Consider the following 22,496-nt stretch of genomic DNA (forward strand, 5'->3'; position numbering starts at 1 on the left):
GATCTGACCTGCGTACATTAGCCGACCGTCACAAGGTGTCCGGCCGCGCCCTCTGCCGGGCCAGATAGGGCGCGGTACGGCTGCCCGGCGCGGCCGCCACCTCGGCCGGCGTTCCCGTGGCCACGATCCGGCCGCCGTCCGCGCCGCCGCCGGGACCGAGGTCGATGACGTGGTCGGCGCCGGCGACCACCCCCATGTCGTGCTCGACGACCACGACGGTGTGCCCGGCGTCGACCAGGCCGTGCAGCTGGCGCAGCAGCACCTCGGTGTCGGCGGGGTGCAGTCCGGTGGTGGGCTCGTCGAGCAGGTAGAGGGTGTGGCCGCGGCGGGTCCGCTGGAGTTCGGAGGCGAGCTTGATGCGCTGGGCCTCGCCGCCGGACAGTTCCGTCGCGGGCTGGCCGAGCCGCAGGTAACCCAGGCCCACGTCCTGGAGGGTGCGCAGGCTGCGGGCGGCCGCGGGGACGTCGTCCAGGAAGCCGGCGGCGTCGTCCACGGTCATCTCCAGGACGTCGGCAATGGTGCGGTCGCGGTAGGTGATCTGGAGCGTCTCGGGCTGGTAGCGGGCGCCGTGGCAGGTGGTGCAGGGCGCGTAGGTGCCGGGCAGGAAGAGCAGTTCGACGGCGACGAAGCCCTCGCCCTGGCAGGTGCCGCAGCGGCCGGCGGCGACGTTGAAGGAGAACCGGCCGGCGGTGTAGCCGCGGGCGCGGGCCTCGTCGGTGGCGGCGAAGACCTTGCGGACCGCGTCGAACAGCCCGGTGTAGGTGGCGAGGTTGGAACGCGGCGTCCGGCCGATCGGCTTCTGGTCGACGCGCACCAGCCGGTCGATCGCCTCCAGCCCCTCGGCGCCGGTGAGTTCCGCGCGGGCCGGCGTGCCGGCGCCGGCGGCCTCGGTTTCGTCCCCGCCGGCCGCGGTCTGCCGGTCCTCCCCGGTGCCGAGGTGATCGCGTACGGCGTCCGCGAGGACGCGGGTGACCAGCGTCGACTTGCCCGAGCCGGAGACGCCGGTGACGGCGGTGAAGACGCCGAGCGGGAAGGTGGCGTCCAGACCGCGCAGATTGTGCAGGGTGATGCCGCGCAGCGCCAGTGCGCCCGCGGGGCGGCGCACCGTGCGCGCGGGGGGCGGTTCGGTGGCGAAGAGGAACCGGCGGGTGGCGGACGCGGCGGCGTGGGCGAGCCCGGCGACGGGGCCACTGTGCAGCACCTGTCCGCCGTGTTCCCCGGCGCGCGGCCCGACGTCCACGATCCAGTCGGCATGGCGCACGACCGCCATGTCGTGCTCGACGACGAACAGGGAGTTGCCCGCTTCCTTGAGCCGGCCCAGCACCGTGAGCAGTGACTCGGTGTCGGCGGGGTGCAGTCCGGCGGAGGGTTCGTCCAGGACGTAGACCACGCCGAAGAGGCCGGAGCGCAGCTGGGTGGCCAGCCGCAGCCGCTGGAGCTCACCGGCCGACAGGGTGGGGGCGGGCCGGTCCATGCTGAGGTAGCCCAGGCCGAGTTCGGTGAGCACCTCGATCCGGGCCACCAGGTCGCGGGCCAGGGTCGGGGCCACCTCGTCGTCCGCCCGCCCGGCGGTGGGCCGCAGCAGCGCGGCCAGCGCGTTCAGCGGGCGCCCGGCGAGGGTGGCGATGTCGTGCCCCTCGAAGGTGACGGCCAGGGACTCGGGGCGCAGCCGCCGCCCGTGGCACACCGGGCAGGGCTCGGCGACCATGAATCCCTGGACGCGCCCGCGCAGCGTCTCGCTCTTGGAGTCGGCGAAGGTGTGCAGCACATAGCGACGGGCGCTCATGTACTGGCCCTTGTAGGGGCGTTGGATCCGGCCGGCGTCGCGGACCGGGTGCACGGTGACGACGGGCTGTTCGTCGGTGAACAGGATCCAGTCGCGGTCCGCCTGCGGCAGCTCCCGCCAGGGCCGCTCGATGTCGTACCCGAGCGCGGCGAGGATGTCGCGGAGGTTCTTGCCCTGCCAGGCGCCCGGCCAGGCGGCGATGGCGCCCTCGCGGACGGAGAGCGACGGGTCGGGGACCAGGGACTCCTCGGTGACGCGGTGGACGGTGCCCAGACCGTGGCACTCCGGGCAGGCGCCGGCCGCGGTGTTGGGCGAGAAGGCGTCGGAGTCGAGCCGTGGTGCGCCCCGCGGGTAGTCGCCGGCGCGGGAGAAGAGCATGCGCAGGGTGTTGGACAGGGTGGTGACGGTGCCGACCGAGGAGCGGGAGGTGGGCGCGGAGCGGCGCTGTTCCAGCGCGACGGCGGGCGGCAGTCCGGTGATGTCCTCGACCTTGGGCGCACCGACCTGGTGGATCAGCCGCCGGGCGTAGGGGGCCACCGACTCGAAGTAGCGGCGCTGTGCCTCGGCGTAGAGGGTCCCGAAGGCGAGGGAGGACTTGCCCGATCCGGACACCCCGGTGAACGCGACCAGCGCGTCCCTCGGGATGTCCACATCGACGCTGCGGAGGTTGTGCTCACGGGCGCCGCGCACCCGTACGTACGAGTCGGTCATCCCTCCATGATCGGGCACCGTCAGGGCGTGTCCCGGCCGGACGCGAGGGCGTCGCGGACCCGTTCGCGGGCCTCGTCCCAGGCGAGCGGTGTGGCGACGACCGCGCGCAGGGCGCGGAGCAGGCGGGGCGGGAGTCCGACGGCGAGCACGCCGACGGCGCTGCCGTCCCGGCCGTAGAGCGCGACGGCCCGTCGCCGCGCCCGGTCCAGGACGGTGGTCTCGACGCGGTCGGCCCCCGCGGTGAGTCCGTACGCCTGGATCTTGAGGTCGTACTGGTCGGACCAGAAGTACGGCACGGGGGCGAAGGGGCGGCGTTCCTGCGCCGGGGTGGCGTCCCCGTCCGCGGCGGCGGGGGCCTCGGCGGCGAGTTCGGCCAGGAGGTTGCGGGCGGCGGCCATGCCCTGTTCGGTGGCGTTCATCCGGTGCTCGAAGCGCAGCGGACGGCCGTGCTGCGGATGGTCCCAGCGCGCCACGTCCCCCGCCGCGTAGATGCCGGGGGCGGCGGCGCAGTACGCGTCGCAGCGCAGCCCGTCGGTGGTGTCCAGCGCCGGGTCGGTCAGCCACTCCACGGCGGGCCGGGAGCCGATCGCCAGCAGCACGAGGTCGGCGGGCAGCAGGGTGCCTCCCTCTCCCCCTCCCCCGGCGGCTGCGCCCGCACTGCCGGGGGGACTCCCGTGGGCTATGCCCTCACTGGCGGGGGAACCCCCGTTGGCCAGGCGGACGGCGGTGACCTGCCCGCGGCCCGTTCCCGCCGGGTCCGCGGGGGCCGTCTCGAACCCGTCCACCTCCCCGGTGCGCAGCTGGACGCCTCGGGCGCGGTGCTCCTCGGCGAGCAACGCGCCGACCTCCGCGCCGACGGCCTCGACCATCGGCGTTTCCGCGAGGCCCACGAGGGTGACCTCGTGCCCCAACTCCCGTGCCACCGCGGCCGCTTCACACCCCAGTACGCCGTTTCCGACGATCACCACGCGCCGCCCGCCTCCCCCGGCGGCTACGCCCCCACTGCCGGGGGCACCCCCATTGGCCAGCAGGCCGCGCAGGGTCAGCGCGTCGTCCAGGGTACGCAGCGTGTGCACACCGGCGATGCCCTCGGCGCCGGGCAGCGAACGGGCCGCGACACCGGTCGCAATGATCACGCCGGCACAGACGAGCGTCTCCCGCTCTCGGCCTTGCTCACGCGCGGGGACCCCCACTCCGCCGTCGACGGTGAGGGTGCGGGTCGCCACATCGAGGCCGGTGGCCCGGGTGCCGAGCCGCAGGTCCAGGTCGAGCGGGGCGAGCTGGTCCGCGGTCCGCAGCAGCAGCTTCTCCGGCTCCCAGGCGCCGTGCAGCAGCTGCTTGGACAACGGCGGCCGGTCGTACGGGAGGTGGGGTTCGTCGCCGATGAGGGTGAGCGGGCCGCGCCAGCCGAAGCGCCGCAGCGCCTCGGCCGCGGCGAGCCCGGCCGCCGAGGCGCCGACGACGGCGATCGGCCGGGCGGTCATGCGTGGCCCTCGCCCACGGCGGCGGGGCAGCCGACGGCCGCGCGGCCCATGTCGGCATCAACGGTTGTCTTCATGACGGAAGGCTCCATAGCGCTGTCGGGGTGTGCGGGGCCGGGCGAACCGGTCCACCACTACGATCACCCGTCGGCGGGTCCGGTGTCACCAGGTCTTTTCCCACTCATCCCGCCCCGGGTCATCTCCCACCCTTCCCGCAGCAGGTCACTTCCCGATCATCCGGGACCGGGTCAGTTCCCACTTCTCAGCCCGTCGGCCGCCGCGCCGCGGCTCAGCACGGCCTCGGCGATCTCCTTGCGGGCCTGTCCATGGCCGCCGGTCCGGGCGAGATTGCGCACCCGCACCCGTGCTCCCTGCTCGGCGAGCTGCGGGATGTACTCGGCGCTGACGACCCGCCATCGCCCGCCGGCCCGGTGCGGCGGGGCGAACCGGAAGCGGGCGATGCTGCCCCAGGTGGCGCGCGGCTTCTTCGGGGCGCCGGTGATCTGGTCACCGAGGCCGTAGACGACCCAGGTGCCATGGACCTTCTCGTACGGCTGCGGGGTGTGCGCCCGGGTGCCGACCATCAGGTCGATGTCGGGCCGCCCGTGGGTCGTCGAGGCGGTGAGCGCACGGGCGAGCGCGAGCTGCCGGCCGTCGGGGGCCGTCCGGTGTGCCGCGCCCCAGTACAGGCTGACGACCACGACATCGGCGCCGGCCCGGCGGGCCGCCCGGGCATCGCCGATGATCCGTCTCTCGTCGAGCGGTTCGACCGCCCAGGGCGCGGACGCCGGGCGGCGGGCGCCCCCGGCACCGTCGGTGTACGACAGCTGGGCCACCCGTGCGCCGCCGGGAGCCCGCAACAGCGCCGGGCTGCCGCGCTCGGCCGCGTCGCGCGCCGAGCCGGCGTGCCGCAGCCCGACGGTGTCCAGCGCTTCCAGGGTGCGCCGCACGCCCGGGACGCCGTGATCGAGGGCATGGCGGGAGGCGGTGGCGCAGGAGTCGTAGCCGGTCGCCTTCAGGGCAGTGGCGATCTGCGGTGGCGCCTGGAGGACGGGGTACCCGGCGAAGGGGCCGCTCAGCGGACCCAGCGGAGCGCTCAGCTGACACAGCGCCAGGTCGGCGGAGGAGATGACCGGCCGCACGCCCTTGAGCATCGGCCGGTAGTCGTAGCCGTCGTACGCGGCGTCGCGCCGTGCCGTGGTGAGGACCTCGGGCTGGGAGGGGAGCACCGCTCCCGCGGCGACCAGCGTGAAGGGCCGCCGGCCGGCGATGACAGGGGCACCGGCGTGGGCGCGCGGCGAGGGGTCCGGGGTGGGCCGCGGCGCCGGCCGCGGGACGGAGCGCGGGATCGGGGGCAGGACGAGGGGCGGGCCTGCGCACCCCACGGCCAGCGCGACGAGGGCGGCAACGGCGGCAGACCGGGTGTACGCGCTCATGCTCGACACATATCAGCAGATTTATGGCGGAAAATGGTCCCGTCCCCCGGAGCCCGGCGCTCTCCCCCATACGGACCCACGGTTTCCCACGGCGGGCCTCCCTCTGCCTTACGCGCTGCTCACCCTGCCGTGGCAGTGCCGAAGAAGGCCGCCGCCAGCGGACGGTGGACCAGGCCGAGCGAGCGGTACAGGTCCAGGGCGGCCCGGTTCGCATCGGCCACCATCAGCGCCACCGTGCCGTAGCGGGCCAACGCGTCCTCGACCGAGACCTTGCACACCGCACGCCCCAGCTTCGGGCCGCCGATCGGCCGGTGGCTGCGGCCCACCGCCCGCAGTACGTCACGGACCAGCGGCGCGGCGGTCCGGGGCTCGCCGTGCACGGCAAGCCGGTCGTGGCCCGAGAGCGCCGGGGAGGCCACCGCCACCGCCGAACCGTCCGGCGCCCCGAAGGCCCGTATCCCCCGCGCCGCGGGCAGGCCCTGGGCCGCCCAGCGGATCAGCGCGTCCCCTCCGCAGAGCCCGGCCATTGCGGCCGCGTCGAAGAGCTCCCGCATAGGGCGAGAGCTTATGGCCGTCCGGCGCACGGGCGTCGCCCGGGCCCCGGCCCCGCCCCGGCCTCAGGCGACCTCGATGCCGTACTAGGCGACCTCGATGCCGTACTCCTGCACCAAGGCCTCCAGACCTCCGGAGAAGCCCTTGCCGCCGATCACGAAGTCCCAGTCCCCGCCCGCTCGTTGGCGGAACGAGCCGAGTACCAGGGCGGTCTCCCCGGGCCGCCCGTCCGAGACCTCCAGTTGCCCCAGCTCCTCCCCCGAGGCGTCCAGCAGACGTATCTGTGCATCGGTGAAACCGGAGAGATCGGCATCAGGGTTGATCTGGGGGTCGATCGCGGCGACCAGGACCAGCCGGTCGGCGTCCGACGGCAGCCCCTCGAACCGCACCTGCATCGCGGCCCGGTCGGGGGCGAAGCCGGGCAGCATCCGTACCGAACCATCGGGATTGCGCGGGTTGTTGTAGAAGACGAACTGGTCGTCGCCGAGGACGCTGCCCCCCTTGCACACCAGGGCACAGACATCGAGGGCTACCTCTCCGGACCAGTTCATGCCGAGGATGTTGTGGTCCGCCGGCTCCTCGGCGGAGTCGGGGCCGGCCGGGGCGGCCGCACCCAGCCGGCCGCGCAGCCCGTACCGGCTGAGCAGATCGACGAGTTCGGGGCCGGCGATGAGGCCGAGCGGTTTGCCGTTGGCGAAGGTGTGGGCGCCGGGACCGAACCGGGAGGTCGTCACCAGCACGCCTTTGTTGGCGCCCTCCGACTGGACGGTGCCGTAGAGATCTCGGACGGCAGTGGGCGGGACGGTGTGGCGGTAGCGCTTGACCTGCACCACGATCTTGCCGCCGCGGACCGGGTCGGGATCCAGCGCGTCCACATCGACCCCGCCGTCGCCGGACCGCTGGGTGGTGACGGCCTGCATGCCCATGGCCCGGAACAGCTCGGCGATCAGATTCTCGAAGGCCATCGGGTCCATCTCATACAGATCGGGCTCGCCGTCGGTGCCGTGTGTGACGACCGCGTCGCCGCCGCCGACCTCGCTGGGCAGCCGTCCGGGGCGCACCGCGGTCCGCTGGTCGGGGCGGGCGGAGAGCTGGCCGCGCAGCCCCTCGGTCAGGCACTCCACCGCACTGACCTGTTCGAGGTGGAGCAGGTCGAAGGCGCTGCGGGGCGCCATGACGGTCGCCAGATACAGCTGGGCCGGGCGGCCGGTCGCCGGGTCCACGTCGTCCACGAAGCCGTTGAGTGCCACCGAATCCAGCGTCCCGTAGGTGTCGGCGGCGAAGAGGTCACGCAGCACCAGCAGCACGCTCTGGGCCAGCACATCGCGGTAGAGCGCCCGGCACTGCGCAGCCGGCCGGGCGGTCTCCTTCTCCTGGTCGGCGGTGGGCATGTACCGGACGGACCTGGTCGGCGGAACGATGTCGTAGCCGGGGAGTTCCCAGTCCAGGACGAGTTGGCGGGCGCTCGGGTCGTAGGCCGCGGCGACCTGCCGGGGGAAGCCCTCCGGCCAGGCCGTGGAGGAGTACAGCGCGGCCGAGAAGTACTCGACGGCCGCATCCGCGTCGCCGTCGCGCAGGCCGGTGAGGAGTTCCTCGATGCCGGAGTTGTGCGCCCGGATTTCTTGCAGCGCCCCGGCGGCCCACTGGTCGTACTGCTGGCGGTAGGCGGTGAGTTGGGCCTGCCGTCGGCTCTCCGCGGCCTGTGCGGCGTACCAGTCCTGTTCGTAGCGGGCGCGGGCCTCTTCCTGGGCGCGGTCGCGGCGGGCGCCGAGCTGCCAGCCGCCGGTGGGTGCCCGATAGCGGGCCGGGTCGGGCATCGGCACCGGGGTGGCGAGGGCGCCGGGCGCGAACTCCTCGACGTGCTCGGGGCGCAGCAGCGCGGCGGCGGTGAAGGCGGGGGCGCGGCAGCCGTCGGTCAGCAGGCCGGAGAGCGCGGCGACCCGGCTTTCCAGTTCCTCGGTGCGGCGGCGGGCGTCGGCCTCACGCTGCTGCCGGTAGGCCGTCTGTCGCTCGCGGTGCATCCGCGCCATGGCGCGCTCGGCGTCCCGGGCCTGCCGCTCCTGGTCGCGCTGCTGCTGAGCCCGCGCGCGGCGCTGGGCTTCCAGCTGGCGCTGCTGCTGACGCTGCGCCTCGGCCCAGACAGCCATTAATCCATGGGAACGGCGGCTCATGCTGGTCTTCGTCCTCCCCCCGGGGCAGCTGCCCCCGGAACTCTTTGGAAGCGGCTTCACCTGCGCTGTTGATACGACTTTAGCGGGGGAGCAAGAAGCCGGTCACGGCTTGTGGACAACATTGGGCGCACGGTGCACGGCGCGCGCCGGCCGCCGCCGCGGCCGGCGCGCACCCGGGGTCATTCGGCCGCCGCGGCCCGCAGCTTCGCTGCCGTCCGAGCCGGGTCGTAGCCGTCCGGCACGCCCGGCACCAACACCACATCGCCCTCGATGTGCTTGGTGCGCAACGGCAGGATCTCTTGATAGGCGGGCGAGGCGTACCAGCCCCGGGCCTGCGCCATGTCCGGGAAGGCGAGGACGACGACGGTTCCGGGCCAGTTGCCTTCCTCGACCTCCACCTCCTCGCCGTGGACGAGGAAGCGGCCGCCGAAGGGGTCCAGCGTCGCCTGAATCCTCTCGATGTACTCGAAGATCTCCGGGTGCGGGTCGGTGGGGCGCAGGTGGGCGATGGCGTATGCGGTCATGGTGTGGTGTGGCCTTTCCCATGGGCGGATGGTGCGTCAGGGTCCACGCTTCCATGGGCTGCCTCACGGGGTCGACGGCCTCCTGGGTCATCTGCGTCCGCACGGGCCGATCGTCTCCGGGGTCATCGCGGCCGCACGGGCCGATGACCTCCGAGGTCAGCGCCACTGGAGATCGTGGCCGGACCCCGGGCAGTGTGCACGGCAGCCAGGGCGGTGACGGTGCTCTGCGTCCACGACAGCATGGCTCGCTCGCTGTCCTCCGGGTCGTCGCAGGCCGCTCGTCGGAGTTGGCGCATGAGCCCCCACCGACCTTGTCGCGCCGAGGAGTTCACGGTGGGGCCGAACCGGGCCCCACCCCCGTCGGACGTTTGCCCGGGAACCCGTGTGGCATTACCCTTGCGCGGGTGACTACCGGGTCGGCCATGTGCCACGAGCGAGTGAGGTTCCCGGTCACCACGTGACCGCCAGGCGGGCGCCCAGAGGCCCGCCCCTCCCCTCCTCCACAGTTCGCGCGTTCCGCGCTTTTCACCTGTAGACGAACTCCGTCTGCGGGCCCTGCCGTTCGCCAAAAGAGTACGCATTCCGCAGGCCTACGCGCACCGCATGCATGCGCTTTCTGATTCCCCCACCTTGCCCTTCCCTTCCCCTTCTCTTTCCCCCCTCTCTCTTTCCCACACACCTGTCTCACGGTTGAACCGGCGTCGTTTTGCGGCTCATTCACCGTGCGCTGCGTCGCGCCTCTTTCCCCTTCCGGGCCCCATTCCGCGCCCACCCGAACCCACTGGAGAAAACACCGACCATGACGAACGATTTCAACCGGCGGATCATCGAAGAGTTCCGTGCCCACGGCGGACGGGTCGGCGGGCCCTTCGAAGGCGGCCGCCTGCTGTTGCTGACCACTACCGGTGCCCCGTCCGGCGCCCCGCACACCACCCCGCTCGGCTATCTTCCCGACGGCGGCGGACGCGTCCTGGTCATCGCCTCGGCCGCCGGAGCGCCCCGGCACCCGGCGTGGTTCCACAACCTGGTGGCCAACCCCCGTGTCACGGTCGAAGCCGGCGTCTTCACCTACGAAGCGCAGGCTGTCGTCCTGGAGGGGGCCGAACGCGACCGTGCCTTCGCCCGCGCGGCCGAGGCCGATCCCGGATGGTCGGCCTATCAGGCCCGGACCGAGCGGGTACTCCCTGTGGTGGCCCTGCAGGAAATCCCCGCGGGGCCGCCGAATATCGCCGCCACCTCTCCGGGTGCCGCGCTCAAGGCCGTGCACGACGGATTCCGGCGGGAACTCGACCTGATCCGCAAGGAAATCGCCGCATCGGGTCCCGGGCTCGGCGCCCAGCTCCGGATGAATTGCCTGACGTTCTGCCAGGGGCTGCACAATCACCACACCGGCGAGGACGCCGGAATGTTTCCGATGCTCGGCCGGCACCATCCCGAGCTCGCGCCGGCCCTGGAACGGATGCGGCAGGAACACGAGAAACTCGCCCTGCTTCTCCACGAATTGCAGGGGGTCATCTCCGCGAAGGACGCGGATCCACAGCGGGTGCTCACCGAGGTCGAGCGGCTGACCGGGGAGGTGGAGAACCATCTGACGTACGAGGAGGAGCAGTTGATACCCGTCCTTGATGGGCCTTCCTGCTGAGACCGGGCTCCGCCGGGCGGCTCACGGCGGTCAGATCGCGCCGCCGTGGCCCGCCCAGTACGGATCCCGCAGTTGCCGTTTGAAGAGTTTCCCCGATTCGTCGCGCGGCAGCCGCTCCTCGAATACCACGGCCCGGGGCACCTTGTACCCGGCGAGCCGCGCGGCGACATGCGCGCGCACCTCCTCGGCGCTGAGTACCACTCCGGGTTCGGTCTGCAGATGCGCGGCGAGGGTTTCGCCGAACTCCTCGTCGGGGATGCCGAAGACCGCCGCGTCACAGACCCCGTCGAGGGCCAGCAGACAGCCCTCGATCTCGGCGGGGTAGATGTTGACCCCGCCGGAGATGACCATGTCGTGGCGGCGGTCGCTGAGGTAGAGATAGCCGTCCGCGTCGAGTTGGCCGATGTCGCCGATGGTGACGTACCCGGGCAGGCCCGGCGCTTCCATGGCGGCCCGCCGGTCCGGGTCGCCGAGGTAGGTGAACCGGGGCCATTCGTCGCCCGGTTTGAGGTAGATGTCGCCGGTGGCGCCGGCCGGCAGCGGCGTTCCGTCGGGGCCGAGGACCGCGACGGCGCAGGTGCCGGTGGCCCGTCCGACGGTGCCGGGATGGGCCAGCCACTCCGCGCTGTCGCACCATGTCACGGCGCCGGTCTCGCTGCCCCCGTAGTACTCCCGAAGGACCGGTCCCAGCCAGTCGATCATGGCGTGTTTGACATGGGGCGGGCAGGGCGCCGCGGCGTGGACGACGGAGGTGAGCGAGGACAGGTCGTAGCGCTCGCGGACGTCCTTGGGCAGTCGCAGCAGCCGGACGAACATCGTGGGGACGACCTGCACCTGCTCGATGCGGTGGCGGGCGATCAGCCGCAGGAACTCCTCGGCGTCGAACCGCGGCATCAGGGTGATGTCCAGCCCGGCCGCGAGGGCGAGCACGGCGTGCTGACTGGGTGAGGCGTGGTAGAGCGGGGCGGGGATCAGCGTGCGGCCGCCGGGAGCGACGGCGAAGTATTCCAGGAACCGCTGCACCGCTTCGTCGAGCCGGTCCTGGGCGACCGGTTCGCGCAGCACCCCCTTGGGGCGTCCGGTGGTTCCGGAGCTGTAGATGACGGTGGGCGGGTGCTCCCCGGCGGTCCGTTCGAGCGGCGGATGGCCGGCCAGCCAGGGGTCGAGCAGTGGATGGTCCCCGGTGGGGGCGGGCGCCTCGAACCCGCAGGCGGCCGCGACGCCGGCAGGGACGGCGGCCTCGACGATCCGTACGCCCTCTGGGAGCACCGCGCGCACCCCGGCCAGCAGGTCGGTGTGTGCGAAGACGACCTTGCTGCCGCTGTCGCTGAGCACATGGCTCAGTTCGTGCTGCCGGAAGTGCCAGTTCACGGGCACCGCCGAAACGCCGAGCAGGGCGGCAGCGGCGGTGATCTCCAGATGGGCGGGCTCATTGCGCATCACGACGGCGATCCGGTCGCCGGGCTCCACGCCCGCTTCCCGCAGGCCGGTGGCGATCCGCGCCGCACGGTCGAGGAAGGCCGGATAGTCGCGTTCGTGGCCGGCACAGCGGATGGCCGGGGTGCCGGCGGCGGACGGGACGACGGCTTCCATGGTGCCTCCAATGAGTGCGACCCGGCCGCTCATTGAACCGTCACGTCCCGTAGTCCGCCAGGGTGTTGAGGGCGGGCCGGCGGCCCAAACGCCGACTTCCGGTCAGCTCTCCGGCCACCGGCTCCGCCTGTCCCGGCCACGCACACCGCCCTTCCCCTGAGATCCGAGGTCTCACGGCACTTCCCGGAACAACTCCCCCAACTCCCTGCCTCTTTTCGCAAGTTGCTCCGATGTTTGTCGCGTACGAGGCCTTCCGGTCGGGTGCCGGGGCCTGCACCATGCGGGGTGGCACAGGAGGCACGTACGTGACCAACTGACCCGAGGAGCGAGCGATGCACAGCCGCACCAGACCGTTCCGGCTGCTGGGAATCGCGGGGGTGCTGGGCGCCCTGCTGCTGCCCGTCGGCGGCCCCGTGGCCGCGGCGCAGCCCCCGCCCCGGCCCGCCGCCGGCCCCGGCACCAACCACGCGACCGACGACCCCTTCACCGCACCGCGCACCGCGTGGTGGCGGCAGGGCCGCTTCGGACTGTTCCTCCACTTCGGCGCGTACTCGAACCTGGAGGGCGAATACACCCGGCCCGACGGCACGGTGTGCCGCAACGCGGAGTGGATCAAGCGTGAGTGCCGGATCCCCGACGAGGCGTACGAGCGGCAGGCCGCCACCTTCGACCCGTCCGCCTTCGACGCCGAGGCGATCGTCCGGGCCGCGAAGGATGCCGGGCAGCGCTATATCGTCATCACGGCCAAGCACCACGACGGCTATGCGATGTGGCCGACGAAGCAGAACACCTGGAATCTGCGGGACCACTCCGCCTTCGACCCGCACCGCGACCTCCTCGCCGAGCTGAAGAAGGCCGCCGACGCCGCCGGGCTCAAACTGGGCTTCTACTACTCGATCTGGGACTGGCACGACCCGGACTTCGCCGCTCCTGAGACCTTCCCGCGCTACAAAAAACGGATGTACGGCCAGCTCAAGGAGCTGATCGACCACTACGACCCGGCGCTGCTGTGGTTCGACGGCGAGTGGGACACGGACAACCCCGCCAACCACTGGTCACGCCGGGACGGTGCGGACCTCCAGGCGTATCTGCACGCCCTGAACCCTCGCCTGATCGTCAACAACCGCGTCGGCAAGCGCGAGCTGGTCGACGGTGACTTCGGGACGCCGGAGCAGGAGATCCCCGCGGAGCCGGTCGACGGGCAGCTGTGGGAGAGCTGTATGACGCTCAACGACCACTGGGGCTTCGCCAGGTACGACAGCAATTGGAAGTCTCCGGCCATCGTGGTGCGCAATCTGCTGGAGGTGGCGAGCCGCGGCGGCAACTACCTGCTCAACGTGGGCCCGGACCGGCTCGGGCGGCTCCCGCAGCCGGCCGTCGACCGGCTGCGCGCGACCGGCCGGTGGCTGGCCGCGCACGGCCAGGGCGCCGCGGTCCACGGCGCCGGGCACACCGGGCTGGTGGCGGCCCCGCCCTGGGGCGCGGTCTCCCGCCGCGGCAACGAGCTGTACGCCTCCGTCACCTCCTGGCCGGCCGCCGGCTCCGCTCTCCACCTCGCCGCCAGGAGCCCGTTCGCGATCACCGCGGCCCGGGTGCTGGGCAGTTCGCAGCAGGTGAAGGTCACCCCGGCCGGGGACGGCTTCGACCTCACGCCGTCCGGTCCCGCCCCCGATCCGCTGGCGAGCGTCATCAGGCTCACCATTCGGCCGCCGGCCGCCGCGCCCGCCGGCACCGGCACCGGACTGACGGCGCAGAGCTGGCCGAACGACTCCTTCACCGGTCCGCCCGCGGTGACCACCGTCGACCCGACGGTGAACAAGTCCTATCGCTTCGACGGCTCACCGGACCCGACGATCCCCGCCGATCACTTCAGCACCCGCTGGACCGGCAGCATCCAGCCGCGCTTCGACGAGACCTACACCTTCACCACCGTCTCCGACGACACGGTGCGGTTGTGGATCGACGGCACCTTGGTGATCGACAACCGCACCCCGCACGGCCCGAAGGCCGACAAGGGAACGGTCACCCTGAAGGCCGGACACCGGCACCGCATCCGGATCGACCACACGGAACAGACCGGCGAGGCCTATCTGAAGCTGCTGTGGTCCAGCCCCAGCCAGTCCCAGCAGATCGTGCCGCGGCGTCAGCTGTACGCCGACTGATCGCGACCGCACCGGGGCGTACGGGCCGATCGCGACGGGCGACCGGCGACGGGCGACGGGCGACCGGCGACGGGCGACGGGCGACGGGCGACGGGCGACGGGCGACGGGCGACGGCGGCGAACGCTCCGGCCGGTGGGCGGGGGCCCCGCGCCCCCGGTTGGGCCGTTCGGGTCAAGGCGGCCGAGCGGTGGGGGGCTCCCCGCTGGTAAGGGACGGCGTTTCGGTCTCGGCGGTGGACGGGCACGACGACGGCCGGTGCCGTGCGAGCTCGGGCGCCGGCCCCGCCCCCCGAAGGAACGGGCCCGGGGGTCGGGGCCGGCGCAGGGATCAGCCGATCAGTCGATGCCGCGGAAGATATTGGGCTCGGCGGGGTCGTCCTCGCAGCCGGCCAGACGGACCGGGGCACAGCGATCCCAGGCTTCCAGGTTGCGGACTTCCTTGATCCGGCCTGGTCGCTCGCCCTGCTTCAAACGGGGCTGCTTGTGTTGAGCCTTGCGCAAAGCCACCACGCACTCCTTCATCGAGGTATTGGTCTGACGCGGTGGCGCCGTGTTCACAAACCGGGAGGTCAGCCAAGGTTTGTGGCGTTCCCGCGACGGGCCAATGGTGTTGGCGTCTCCCAGAAAGGTCGTCCGTCGACCCTCAGAGTAACTACGCCGCACGCGGCGCGCTCGACGTTTTCCAGCGAGAACGGAATGCGTGAGCTAGGCGGAAAAACCACCCCCCATAAGCGGCGGGAAAACCGGCGGAATTTGTGAGGCACATCACTCACCCGAACGGCCCTCACCGCACTCACCGCAACGGCCCTCGGGTTGCTGCATACGCCCCGATCCCTACGCTGGAGAGTGAGCGGGGGATACCGTCCGCCGAGGCCGCGCGCCGTGCCGCAGAGCGCGCGGCTCAGTGCTACCCATGGGCGGGTGGCATGGTTCTCGGATTCCGGTTACTGGCTCGGGCGGCTCGTCTTCCAGCGGATGCTGGCCGCGCTCTATCTCGTCGCGTTCCTCGCGGCGGTGCGCCAGTTCCGCGCGCTCATCGGTTCACGCGGCCTGTTGCCGGTGCCCGCTTTTGTGGCGCGGGTGCCGTTCCGTGCGGCGCCGTCGGTCTTCCACTGGCACTACTCGGACCGCTTCTTCGCCCTCTGGTCGTGGTGCGGGGTCGCGCTGTCCGCGGCCGTGGTGGCGGGGGCCGCGGACGCCGTCCCGCTGTGGGCGGCGATGCTGATGTGGGCCGCACTGTGGGGGCTGTACCTGTCCATCGTGAACGTCGGGCAGACCTGGTACGGCTTCGGCTGGGAGTCGCTGCTGCTGGAGGCGGGCTCGCTGGCGGTGTTCCTCGGCAACGACGACACCGCTCCCCCGGTGCTGATCATGTGGCTGCTGCGCTGGGTGCTGTTCCGGGTGGAGTTCGGGGCCGGGCTGATCAAGATGCGCGGCGACCGCTGCTGGCGGGACCTGACCTGCCTCTACTACCACCACGAGACCCAGCCGATGCCCGGCCCGCTGAGCTGGTTCTTCCATCATCTGCCGCAGCCCCTCCACCGGGTCGAGACGGCCGCCAACCACGTCGCCCAACTCGCGGTGCCGGTCCTGCTGTTCACTCCGCAGCCGATTGCCGGCTGGGCCGCGGCCGCGATGGTCGTCACCCAGCTGTGGCTGGTGCTGTCCGGCAACTTCGCCTGGCTGAACTGGGTGACCATCGCGCTCGCCATGTCGGCTGCCGCCCCGCTGTGGGGCCGGCCGTCCGCGCCGCTCGCCGCGCCCCCCGTGTGGTTCGAGGTGCTGGTCCTGCTCGCCACCGCCGGTGTTCTCGTGCTCAGCTACCGGCCGGCACGTAATCTCCTGACCCGGCAGCAGATGATGAACACGTCCTACGAGTCGCTGCATCTGGTCAATTCGTACGGCGCCTTCGGCACGATCACCCGGGTGCGCCGGGAGATCGTGGTGGAGGGGACGGCGGACGCGGTGACCGGGCCACAGACCATCTGGCGTGCGTATGAGTTCCACGGCAAGCCGGGCGACGTGCGGCGGCTGCCCCGCCAGTTCGCGCCGTACCACCTGCGACTGGACTGGCTGATGTGGTTCGCCGCGCTGTCGCCCGCCTATGCGCGGGCGTGGTTCGTGCCGTTCGTGGCGCGGCTGCTGGAGAACGACCGGGACACCCTGCGACTGCTGCGCACCAATCCGTTCCCCGATCTGCCGCCGGCCCGGATCAGGGCCCGGGTCTTCCGCTACCGCTTCACGACGTGGCGGGAACTGCGGGAGACCGGAGCGTGGTGGCACCGGACCGAGGAGCGGGAGTTCCTTGCGCCGGTCGGGCGGTCAGCTCTGCACGGAAGGCGATGACCATCTCGCGGGCGTGACGCAGCCCGATCCTCGTGAAGTCCCGCTCCAGCACGTCGAGTTCGGCCAGTGACTCGTCCCGGTCGCGGCCCAGGCGGGCGCGGGACTTGACCAGGCCGAGGCGGGAGAGGGCCACCCCGCGCGGCTCCTGCATCTCGCTGAACTCCCGCAGCGCGAGGGAGTAGGTCTCGCGGGCGGACACGTACCGTCCGGCGCGGAAGAAGACGTTGGCGCGCATCTTGTGGTTGTAGGCGAGCGCGCTGGCCAGATCCATGGTGCGGCAGATGGCCTCCGCCTCGGACAGCAGCGTCAGCGCCCGGTCCGTCTCCCCCTGGACGGACAGGACATCGGCGACGCCGCGCAGCGACCAGGCGCGCCCGCGGGCGTCATCGGCGTCGTCGGCTATTCGGGCGGACTCCTCGAAGAGCTCCAGGGCCTTGTCGTAGTCGCCGGTGTTGCGGTGCATCTGGGCGATGCCCGACATCGCCCAGACCGTGTGGCGGGCCTCGCCGTGCTGTTGGGCCTGTGCGAGCAGTTGCTCATGGAGTTCGGCCACGGCTGCGTAATCGCCCTGAATACGGCCGGTCTCGGCCAGGCCGGCGAGTGCGTAGCCGTGGGCGAGACGGTCGCCGCTGCCCTCGGCCAGAGCGACGGCATGGGCGAGCAGCCGGCGGGCGAGCGGCAGGGTGCCGCACTGCCGGGCCAGGGTGCCGCCGCTCCACAGCGCCCAGGCCATGGCACCGGGGTCACCGGCGGTGCGGGCGCTGCGGTAGCTCTCCCGCCAGGCGTGGCCCGCCTCGCTCACCCGGCCGAGCCGCCGGTTGGCCTCGGCGACCGCGAGCGCGGCCCGGGCCCGCTCCAGTGGGGTGCCCGCGTCAGCCTGTACGCGACTCGCCGTGGCCAACACCTCCTCGTAGGAGGAGTTCACGCCCAGTGCCGCGCCCAACTCGCCCTGATATTCCGGGGCGAATGCCTTGCCATACATATATCCGTGGCCTCCCGATCATTTCCGAGCCTTGATCACAAACCTATGAGCGGGGAGGGGGCCGGCGAGTCCGTCCCTGTATGGGTTGTGCCGTACGACTGAAGTGCTACGGATGGGCTGATGGATCATCATGAGGGAGTAGGGGCAGGTCAGGGTCAACCGGCGTGCCCGGCATCCGCCTCGGGGACGCACCGCGGCCGCGCGCCGTCCCCCGCTTGCCTCCGCGGGGCGGGACGAGCCACCCTTGCCACGACACCCGAGCACCGACCACCGCCGCCGAACACCGAGGTGTGGCATGAGAGCAGCACGTACGGGGACGGCCGGGGCAGGGATCGGCCGCAGGCGTTTCCTGGGCGCCGCGGCCGGACTGACCGCGACCGCCGGGACGGGGGCGGCGCTGCCGACGCGAGACGACGCCCGGCCCGCACCCGCCACCCGCGGCCACGCCCGCCGGCTCGCCGGCACCCGGCCGCTCTTCCTCGGGACGTACACCTCCCAGCCGGGCGGCGGGACCGGCGTCGGGGTCGGCGCGTACGACACCACGACCGGACGGATCACCACCACCGGGGTCGTGGCGGGGGTCGCCGATCCCTCGTATCTCGCCATGGCGCCCTCCGGTCGCACCCTCTACGCGGTCGATGAGCAGGAGCAGGGCGCGGTGACCGCCATGGCGCTGCGGCCGGACGGCCCGCCCGCGGTGCTGGGGAGCCGGTCCACGGGCGGCGCCGGGCCGTGTCATCTGTCGGTGCATCCCGGCGGGCGCCGGCTGCTCAGCGCCAACTACCTCTCCGGCAGCGTGGCCGTGCACCCGATCGACCCGGCCACGGGCGCGCTGGGCGAGCGCACGGACCTGGTCACCCACTCCAGCCCGCCGCCCGGTCCCGGCCAGGACGGGCCGCATGCCCACCAGATCATCACCAGCCCGGACGGCCGGTACGTGCTGGCGGTCGACCTCGGCAACGACACCGTCTACACCTACCGGCTGGAGGAGCCGGCCGGACGGCTCCTCCAGGTGTCGGCGGCGGCGCTGCGGCCCGGCGCCGGCCCCCGGCATCTGACCTTTCATCCCTCGGGGGCCTTCGCCTATCTGGCGAACGAGGTCGACAACACGGTCGTGGTCTGCCGCTACGACTGCCGGACGGGGCGGCTGACGCCCGGTGCACCGCAGTCCACGGGGACCGGCCCGGGCACCAGCTTTCCGGCGCAGTTCCTGGTCACCCGGGACGGCCGCTTCGCCTATCTCGCCAATCGCGGTCACAACAGCCTCACCCGCTACGCCGTGGAGGCGGCCGGGGCACGGCTGCGGCTGCTGGACACCGTGCCGGTGGGCGGGGACTTCCCCCGGCAGCTCGCCTTCTCGCCCGATCAGCGGTGGCTGTTCGCGGCGAACCAGAAGTCCGGGTCGGTGACGGTGTTCTCGGTGGACGCCCGGACCGGGGCCCTGAGCAGCACCGGCGCGCCGTTCGTGGCACCCGTCCCGGTGTGTGTGGTGCCGCTGTGAGGCCGGGTCTACCGGGCCAGTTCCCGCAGGACGGCTGAGGCGACGGCTGCATCGAGTGCGCCGACGCCGGTCAGGTCGGCGATCGTGACCGCCTCGTCCGGACGCGCGAAGGGCCCGTCGAGCAGGAGACCGGCGGCGAGGTCACCGGTGGCGGTCGTGGCTCCGGCACGGACCGCATGGCCGAAGTCGCCGTGGTCCAGGCACTGTTCGTGGTCGTCCGTCGCGATCAGTGCCGCGCGGGCGAAGAGGTCCGGGGGCAGTTCGTTCTTGTGCGGCATGTCGGTGCCGATCCCCGTCACGTGCGTCCCCGGTGGGACATGGACGGCTCGCAGGACCGGGGAGGTGGCCGGCGTCGTGGTGAGGACCATGTCGGCACCCGCGGCTTCCTCGGCGGACGCGGGCCGGGCACGGTGGCCCTGCGCAGTGAACCCCTCGCACAGCGCCCGGGTCCTGCCGGGGTGGCGCCCGTGGACGAGCACCGTGCTGATCGGACGGAGTCCGGCCAGCCATTCGACCTGGAGGCGAGCCTGTTCTCCGGTGCCGAAGACGGCCAGGGTGGCGGCGTTCGGACGGGCCATGGCATGAGTGATCAGTGCGCCCGCGGCCGCGGTGCGCCACGAGGTCAGCAGACCCTTGTCGTCAAGGATCGCGCGCACCTGGCCCGTACGGGCGCTGACCACGCACACCAGACCGTGCTGGCACGACAGTCCGGCTGCGGGGTTGCGGTAGAAGCCGGTGGCGATCTTGACGGTGAAGTCGTGGGCACCGGTGACCAGGCCCGCCTTGACATGGCAGTCCCCGTCCGCGTCGGGGAACTGCAGGTGCAGCGGGGGCGGCACCGTGGTCTGGCCCTTGGCGTGGGCGATCAGCGCACCGCGGACGGCGTCGAGGACCAGGTCCGTGGTGGCAACCCGTTCGATGGCGGCGGCGTCGAAGACGGGCGGTGTCATCGGTGTGCCCGCATCCACTGCGCGAAGGCGGCCAGGCCCTGCTCCGGGTTGCGGCGGCCGATGCCGATGCGGAACCGGTCGGCCGGCGTGGGGGTGAGTTCGGAGCGGTAGATGCTCGCGGGCAGCAGCAGGACGCCGGCTTCCGCCACCAGGCGGGTGCAGAACTCCTCCACGCCCTCCGAGCCGAGGTAGCGGGGGTAGGCGACGCAGCCGCCGTCCGGCGCCTGCCACTCGAAGACGTCCGCGAACTCGGCGAAGAACGCTTCGAAGACCGGCAGATTCCGCTCGATCAGGGCCCGGTTGCGGTCCAGGATCGTCTGCCGGACCTTGAGCGCGATGCGGGCCAGCACCTCGCCGGGGGCGGAGTTGCAGATGGTGGTGTAGTGCTTGGCCCGCTCCAGCCGGGTGAGCAGGTCCCGGTCACGGCAGGTGATCCAGCCGATCCGCAGGCCGGGCAGGCCCAGCGACTTCGAGGTCACGTTCAGCGACAGGGCGCGCTCGGACAGGTCCGCGGCCTGCGGAAGGGTGCGGGCCGGATCGCGTTCCAGGCCGCGGTAGACCTCGTCGCTGAACAGGTGGATGCCGCGCTCGTCGCACAGCCGCGCCAGCTCGGTGAAGTCTGCTGCGCTGATGACCTTGCCGGTGGGGTTGTTGGGGAAGTTCACCGACACCACCCGCGTGTGCGGCCGGATCGCCGCCTTCACCCGGTCGAGGTCCAGGGCCCAGTCCCGGTCCGGGTCGAGAGCGACGCCGGTGACCTCGCACAGGGCCATCGGCACGGTCTCGGCCGCCTGGTAGTTCGGGGTCACCACCACCGCGTGGTCCCCGGCGTCCAGCAGGACGTTCATCGCCAGGTACAGGGCCTCCTCGGCGCCCGCGAAGCAGATGACGTCAGCGGCGTCCGCCCGCTCATACGTCTGCGCTATCACCTCGCGCAGCTCCGGATCGCCATAGGTCTCGGTGTAGCCCAGGGACAGGTTCTCGAACGCGGCGCGGTCCTGGTCGCCGGCCAGGGCGAGCAGCTCGCCGAGCGTCATGGTCTGGACGTCGGAGGCGGTCATGTGGTGGCGCGCGGTGAACTCCCACTGGGAGAAGTAGGTTTCGAGGCGGAAGTCGGGCAGCCGGGTCATGACGTCTGGTCCTTTGCGCTGGATGCTCTGAGTTCGGCCAGCAGGCCGTAGAGGGTGGATCGGGAGACCCGCAGGGTGCCGGCGACGACCGGAGCGGCGCGGCGGACGGCGAAGACCTTGGCCTCCTCCAGCCGGGCGAGGACGGCCAGGCGGTCCTGGCGGGTCAGACGCTCCACCGGGCGGCCGCACTCGCGCACGTACGCACCGACGATGTGCTGGACACGCTCGCTCCAGTCCTGTTCGAACAGCGGCTCCGGGCGGGGGGCCGACGGGGCGCCGAATGCGGACAGCACGGCCGCGGCCTGCTCCAGCGGCGTGCGGTCGAGGTTCACGCACAGCACCGCCGACGCCTTGTCGTCCTCGTCGCGCAGGACCGCGCTGACCGACGACAGTCGCCGGCCGTCCGCGAGCAGCTTCTCGTAGGGCCCGAACACGTCCCGGGCCGTCGGATCGAGCGTGTCCAGCTCGCCGAGCAGCGACGGATCCCCCGGCCCGCGGGAGGTCATCGGATTCCAGACGGCAAGGATCCGGTCGGTGTCCGGATCGTGCAGGACCACCTCGGCGTACGGGCCGAGCAGCAGGGCAATGGCCCGGCAGGCCGGCGCCCACGTCCGTACCCGGGGATCGGGGTTCTCGTCCACGCTCTCCATGCCTGGACTATAAGTCCAGGCTGGACCAAACGTCCAGAGTCGGAAAGGGGCGGCCCCCTACCCGGCCAGGTACTGCCGCAGCAGATCACCCAGTTCTTCCTCGAACTCGGCGTAATCCAGGCGGAGTTGGCCGCCCGGCCAGTCCTCGGGGAGCAGCCCGGCGGGCAGCAGTGGATCGGCGAGGAGATGGCGGAGCGCGGCGGCCGCGACGGTGAAGCGGTCGGCGGGGGTCGCGGCACGGTCCAGTGCGGCACTCAGGTCACGGGCCCGCCGCGCCCAGCCGGACAGGTCCCACAGCCGGCCGGCGAGCGCCACGGGGTCACCGTCCGGGGTGCCGGCGAGCCAGGTGCACTGCTCGGTGACGACGGCGGGGCGCGGCCGGTCGAGGTTGGCGGGACGCAGCCAGCTGCCCTCGCGCAGCTCGGCCAGCCGCAGCGCCGCCATGGCCTGGCGCAGCGCGGTGCGCTCGGCGGCCGGCCGGCGCTCCGGGCTGGTGATCACGGCGATCTCCCAGTCCCCGCTCCAGGGGCGGGTCCGCGGGGAGCGGCTCTCGTCCTGCCGGGTCTGGCGGGCCAGCAGCCGGGGGGTGAGGGCGTACGAGCCGTCGCTCTGCTCCAGGTCGCCGGCGGCCACCATGCGGGAGAGCGCGACCCGGACGGTGCCCTCGGCGATGCCGAAGAGCTCGCCGACGCGCACCAGGGCACGGGCCGGCAGCCGCGGCGGGTGATGCCCCAGCAGGGTGCTCAGCACGATGGAGCGCGCGGTCAACGGCCGCAGGGCGAGCGCGGCGACCTCCGGGTCGCCATTGGTGCCGGTGTCGTGTTCGTTCATATGTGCCCGAAACTCTAGCCGTCGCTCCATTACAGTCTTCCCACAGGT

Annotated in this window: 17 protein-coding genes; 4 read left to right on the forward strand and 13 right to left on the reverse strand. The window is 72.4% G+C overall.

What is annotated here, in order from left to right; translation table 11 throughout:
- Positions 1–28 precede the first annotated feature (28 nt).
- The 6 genes from EST92_RS06575 to EST92_RS06600 all read right to left on the reverse strand — a co-directional run bounded on the left by EST92_RS06575 (position 29) and on the right by EST92_RS06600 (position 8,661).
- Positions 29–2,497 (reverse strand): excinuclease ABC subunit UvrA, encoded by a 2,469-nt coding sequence (locus EST92_RS06575; RefSeq protein WP_129279993.1) that lies wholly within the window; start codon positions 2,495–2,497, stop codon positions 29–31.
- Between the two features lie 20 nt (positions 2,498–2,517).
- Entirely contained in the window at positions 2,518–3,981 is a 1,464-nt protein-coding gene (locus EST92_RS06580) for an FAD-dependent oxidoreductase (RefSeq protein WP_129279994.1), read from the reverse strand.
- A gap of 245 nt (positions 3,982–4,226) precedes the next feature.
- Entirely contained in the window at positions 4,227–5,414 is a 1,188-nt protein-coding gene (locus EST92_RS06585; RefSeq protein ID WP_129279995.1) for a CapA family protein, read from the reverse strand.
- A 119-nt stretch (positions 5,415–5,533) separates the two neighbouring features.
- Positions 5,534–5,968, reverse strand: coding sequence for a hypothetical protein (locus tag EST92_RS06590; protein ID WP_129279996.1), 435 nt, complete (start codon positions 5,966–5,968; stop codon positions 5,534–5,536).
- 84 nt (positions 5,969–6,052) lie between these two features.
- Positions 6,053–8,113, reverse strand: coding sequence for a restriction endonuclease (locus EST92_RS06595; RefSeq protein WP_254068572.1), 2,061 nt, complete (start codon positions 8,111–8,113; stop codon positions 6,053–6,055).
- Positions 8,114–8,316: 203 nt separating this feature from the next.
- Positions 8,317–8,661, reverse strand: a complete 345-nt coding sequence (locus tag EST92_RS06600; RefSeq protein ID WP_129279998.1) for a DUF1330 domain-containing protein — start codon at positions 8,659–8,661, stop codon at positions 8,317–8,319.
- 799 nt (positions 8,662–9,460) lie between these two features.
- On the opposite strand from EST92_RS06600, the gene EST92_RS06605 reads away from it, so the two are divergent.
- Positions 9,461–10,303, forward strand: coding sequence for a nitroreductase/quinone reductase family protein (locus EST92_RS06605; protein ID WP_129279999.1), 843 nt, complete (start codon positions 9,461–9,463; stop codon positions 10,301–10,303).
- A 30-nt stretch (positions 10,304–10,333) separates the two neighbouring features.
- Here EST92_RS06605 and EST92_RS06610 read toward each other — a convergent pair whose 3' ends face one another.
- Complete coding sequence (locus tag EST92_RS06610; protein ID WP_129280000.1) at positions 10,334–11,896, reverse strand: AMP-binding protein; 1,563 nt, start codon at positions 11,894–11,896, stop codon at positions 10,334–10,336.
- 332 nt (positions 11,897–12,228) lie between these two features.
- Between EST92_RS06610 and EST92_RS06615 the strand changes: the two genes are divergently transcribed.
- Positions 12,229–14,058, forward strand: a complete 1,830-nt coding sequence (locus EST92_RS06615) for an alpha-L-fucosidase (RefSeq protein ID WP_129280001.1) — start codon at positions 12,229–12,231, stop codon at positions 14,056–14,058.
- A gap of 336 nt (positions 14,059–14,394) precedes the next feature.
- On the opposite strand, the gene EST92_RS31550 is transcribed toward EST92_RS06615, so the two are convergent.
- On the reverse strand, positions 14,395–14,565 hold the full coding sequence (locus tag EST92_RS31550; RefSeq protein WP_154073961.1) for a hypothetical protein: 171 nt from the start codon (positions 14,563–14,565) through the stop codon (positions 14,395–14,397).
- A gap of 414 nt (positions 14,566–14,979) precedes the next feature.
- On the opposite strand from EST92_RS31550, the gene EST92_RS06620 reads away from it, so the two are divergent.
- A complete protein-coding gene (locus tag EST92_RS06620; protein ID WP_129280002.1) occupies positions 14,980–16,404 on the forward strand; it encodes a lipase maturation factor family protein in 1,425 nt (474 codons plus the stop codon).
- On the opposite strand, the gene EST92_RS06625 is transcribed toward EST92_RS06620, so the two are convergent.
- A complete protein-coding gene (locus EST92_RS06625; protein WP_129280003.1) occupies positions 16,298–17,386 on the reverse strand; it encodes a tetratricopeptide repeat protein in 1,089 nt (362 codons plus the stop codon). The two genes, EST92_RS06620 and EST92_RS06625, sit on opposite strands and share 107 nt — an antisense overlap.
- 295 nt (positions 17,387–17,681) lie before the next feature.
- Here EST92_RS06625 and EST92_RS06630 point away from each other — a divergent pair, with 295 nt between their 5' ends.
- Positions 17,682–18,887 (forward strand): lactonase family protein, encoded by a 1,206-nt coding sequence (locus EST92_RS06630; RefSeq protein WP_129280004.1) that lies wholly within the window; start codon positions 17,682–17,684, stop codon positions 18,885–18,887.
- A gap of 8 nt (positions 18,888–18,895) precedes the next feature.
- On the opposite strand, the gene EST92_RS06635 is transcribed toward EST92_RS06630, so the two are convergent.
- From EST92_RS06635 to EST92_RS06650, 4 genes are read right to left on the reverse strand one after another with little or no spacing between them, the layout of a single operon-like run.
- Complete coding sequence (locus EST92_RS06635; RefSeq protein ID WP_129280005.1) at positions 18,896–19,837, reverse strand: ornithine cyclodeaminase family protein; 942 nt, start codon at positions 19,835–19,837, stop codon at positions 18,896–18,898.
- Positions 19,834–20,967, reverse strand: coding sequence for a pyridoxal phosphate-dependent aminotransferase (locus tag EST92_RS06640; protein ID WP_129280006.1), 1,134 nt, complete (start codon positions 20,965–20,967; stop codon positions 19,834–19,836). The genes EST92_RS06635 and EST92_RS06640 overlap by 4 nt, the downstream gene beginning before the upstream one ends.
- On the reverse strand, positions 20,964–21,617 hold the full coding sequence (locus EST92_RS06645) for a PAS domain-containing protein (RefSeq protein WP_129280007.1): 654 nt from the start codon (positions 21,615–21,617) through the stop codon (positions 20,964–20,966). The genes EST92_RS06640 and EST92_RS06645 overlap by 4 nt, the downstream gene beginning before the upstream one ends.
- A gap of 57 nt (positions 21,618–21,674) precedes the next feature.
- Positions 21,675–22,448, reverse strand: a complete 774-nt coding sequence (locus EST92_RS06650) for a PaaX family transcriptional regulator C-terminal domain-containing protein (protein ID WP_129280008.1) — start codon at positions 22,446–22,448, stop codon at positions 21,675–21,677.
- Positions 22,449–22,496 lie beyond the last annotated feature (48 nt).

Source organism: Streptomyces sp. TM32 (genome assembly GCF_004122755.1).
Classification (GTDB): domain Bacteria; phylum Actinomycetota; class Actinomycetes; order Streptomycetales; family Streptomycetaceae; genus Streptomyces; species Streptomyces sioyaensis.

Coding starts and splice junctions, on each gene's coding strand:
- EST92_RS06585 (WP_129279995.1), bottom strand. CDS start 5,414: ATGAGCGCGTACACCCGGTCTGCCGCCGTTGCCGCCCTCGTCGCGCTG.
- EST92_RS06590 (WP_129279996.1), bottom strand. CDS start 5,968: ATGCGGGAGCTCTTCGACGCGGCCGCAATGGCCGGGCTCTGCGGAGGG.
- EST92_RS06595 (WP_254068572.1), bottom strand. CDS start 8,113: ATGGCTGTCTGGGCCGAGGCGCAGCGTCAGCAGCAGCGCCAGCTGGAA.
- EST92_RS06600 (WP_129279998.1), bottom strand. CDS start 8,661: ATGACCGCATACGCCATCGCCCACCTGCGCCCCACCGACCCGCACCCG.
- EST92_RS06605 (WP_129279999.1), top strand. CDS start 9,461: ATGACGAACGATTTCAACCGGCGGATCATCGAAGAGTTCCGTGCCCAC.
- EST92_RS06635 (WP_129280005.1), bottom strand. CDS start 19,837: ATGACACCGCCCGTCTTCGACGCCGCCGCCATCGAACGGGTTGCCACC.
- EST92_RS06575 (WP_129279993.1), bottom strand. CDS start 2,497: ATGACCGACTCGTACGTACGGGTGCGCGGCGCCCGTGAGCACAACCTC.
- EST92_RS06610 (WP_129280000.1), bottom strand. CDS start 11,896: ATGGAAGCCGTCGTCCCGTCCGCCGCCGGCACCCCGGCCATCCGCTGT.
- EST92_RS06625 (WP_129280003.1), bottom strand. CDS start 17,386: ATGTATGGCAAGGCATTCGCCCCGGAATATCAGGGCGAGTTGGGCGCG.
- EST92_RS06645 (WP_129280007.1), bottom strand. CDS start 21,617: ATGGAGAGCGTGGACGAGAACCCCGATCCCCGGGTACGGACGTGGGCG.
- EST92_RS06615 (WP_129280001.1), top strand. CDS start 12,229: ATGCACAGCCGCACCAGACCGTTCCGGCTGCTGGGAATCGCGGGGGTG.
- EST92_RS06650 (WP_129280008.1), bottom strand. CDS start 22,448: ATGAACGAACACGACACCGGCACCAATGGCGACCCGGAGGTCGCCGCG.
- EST92_RS06580 (WP_129279994.1), bottom strand. CDS start 3,981: ATGACCGCCCGGCCGATCGCCGTCGTCGGCGCCTCGGCGGCCGGGCTC.
- EST92_RS06640 (WP_129280006.1), bottom strand. CDS start 20,967: ATGACCCGGCTGCCCGACTTCCGCCTCGAAACCTACTTCTCCCAGTGG.
- EST92_RS06630 (WP_129280004.1), top strand. CDS start 17,682: ATGAGAGCAGCACGTACGGGGACGGCCGGGGCAGGGATCGGCCGCAGG.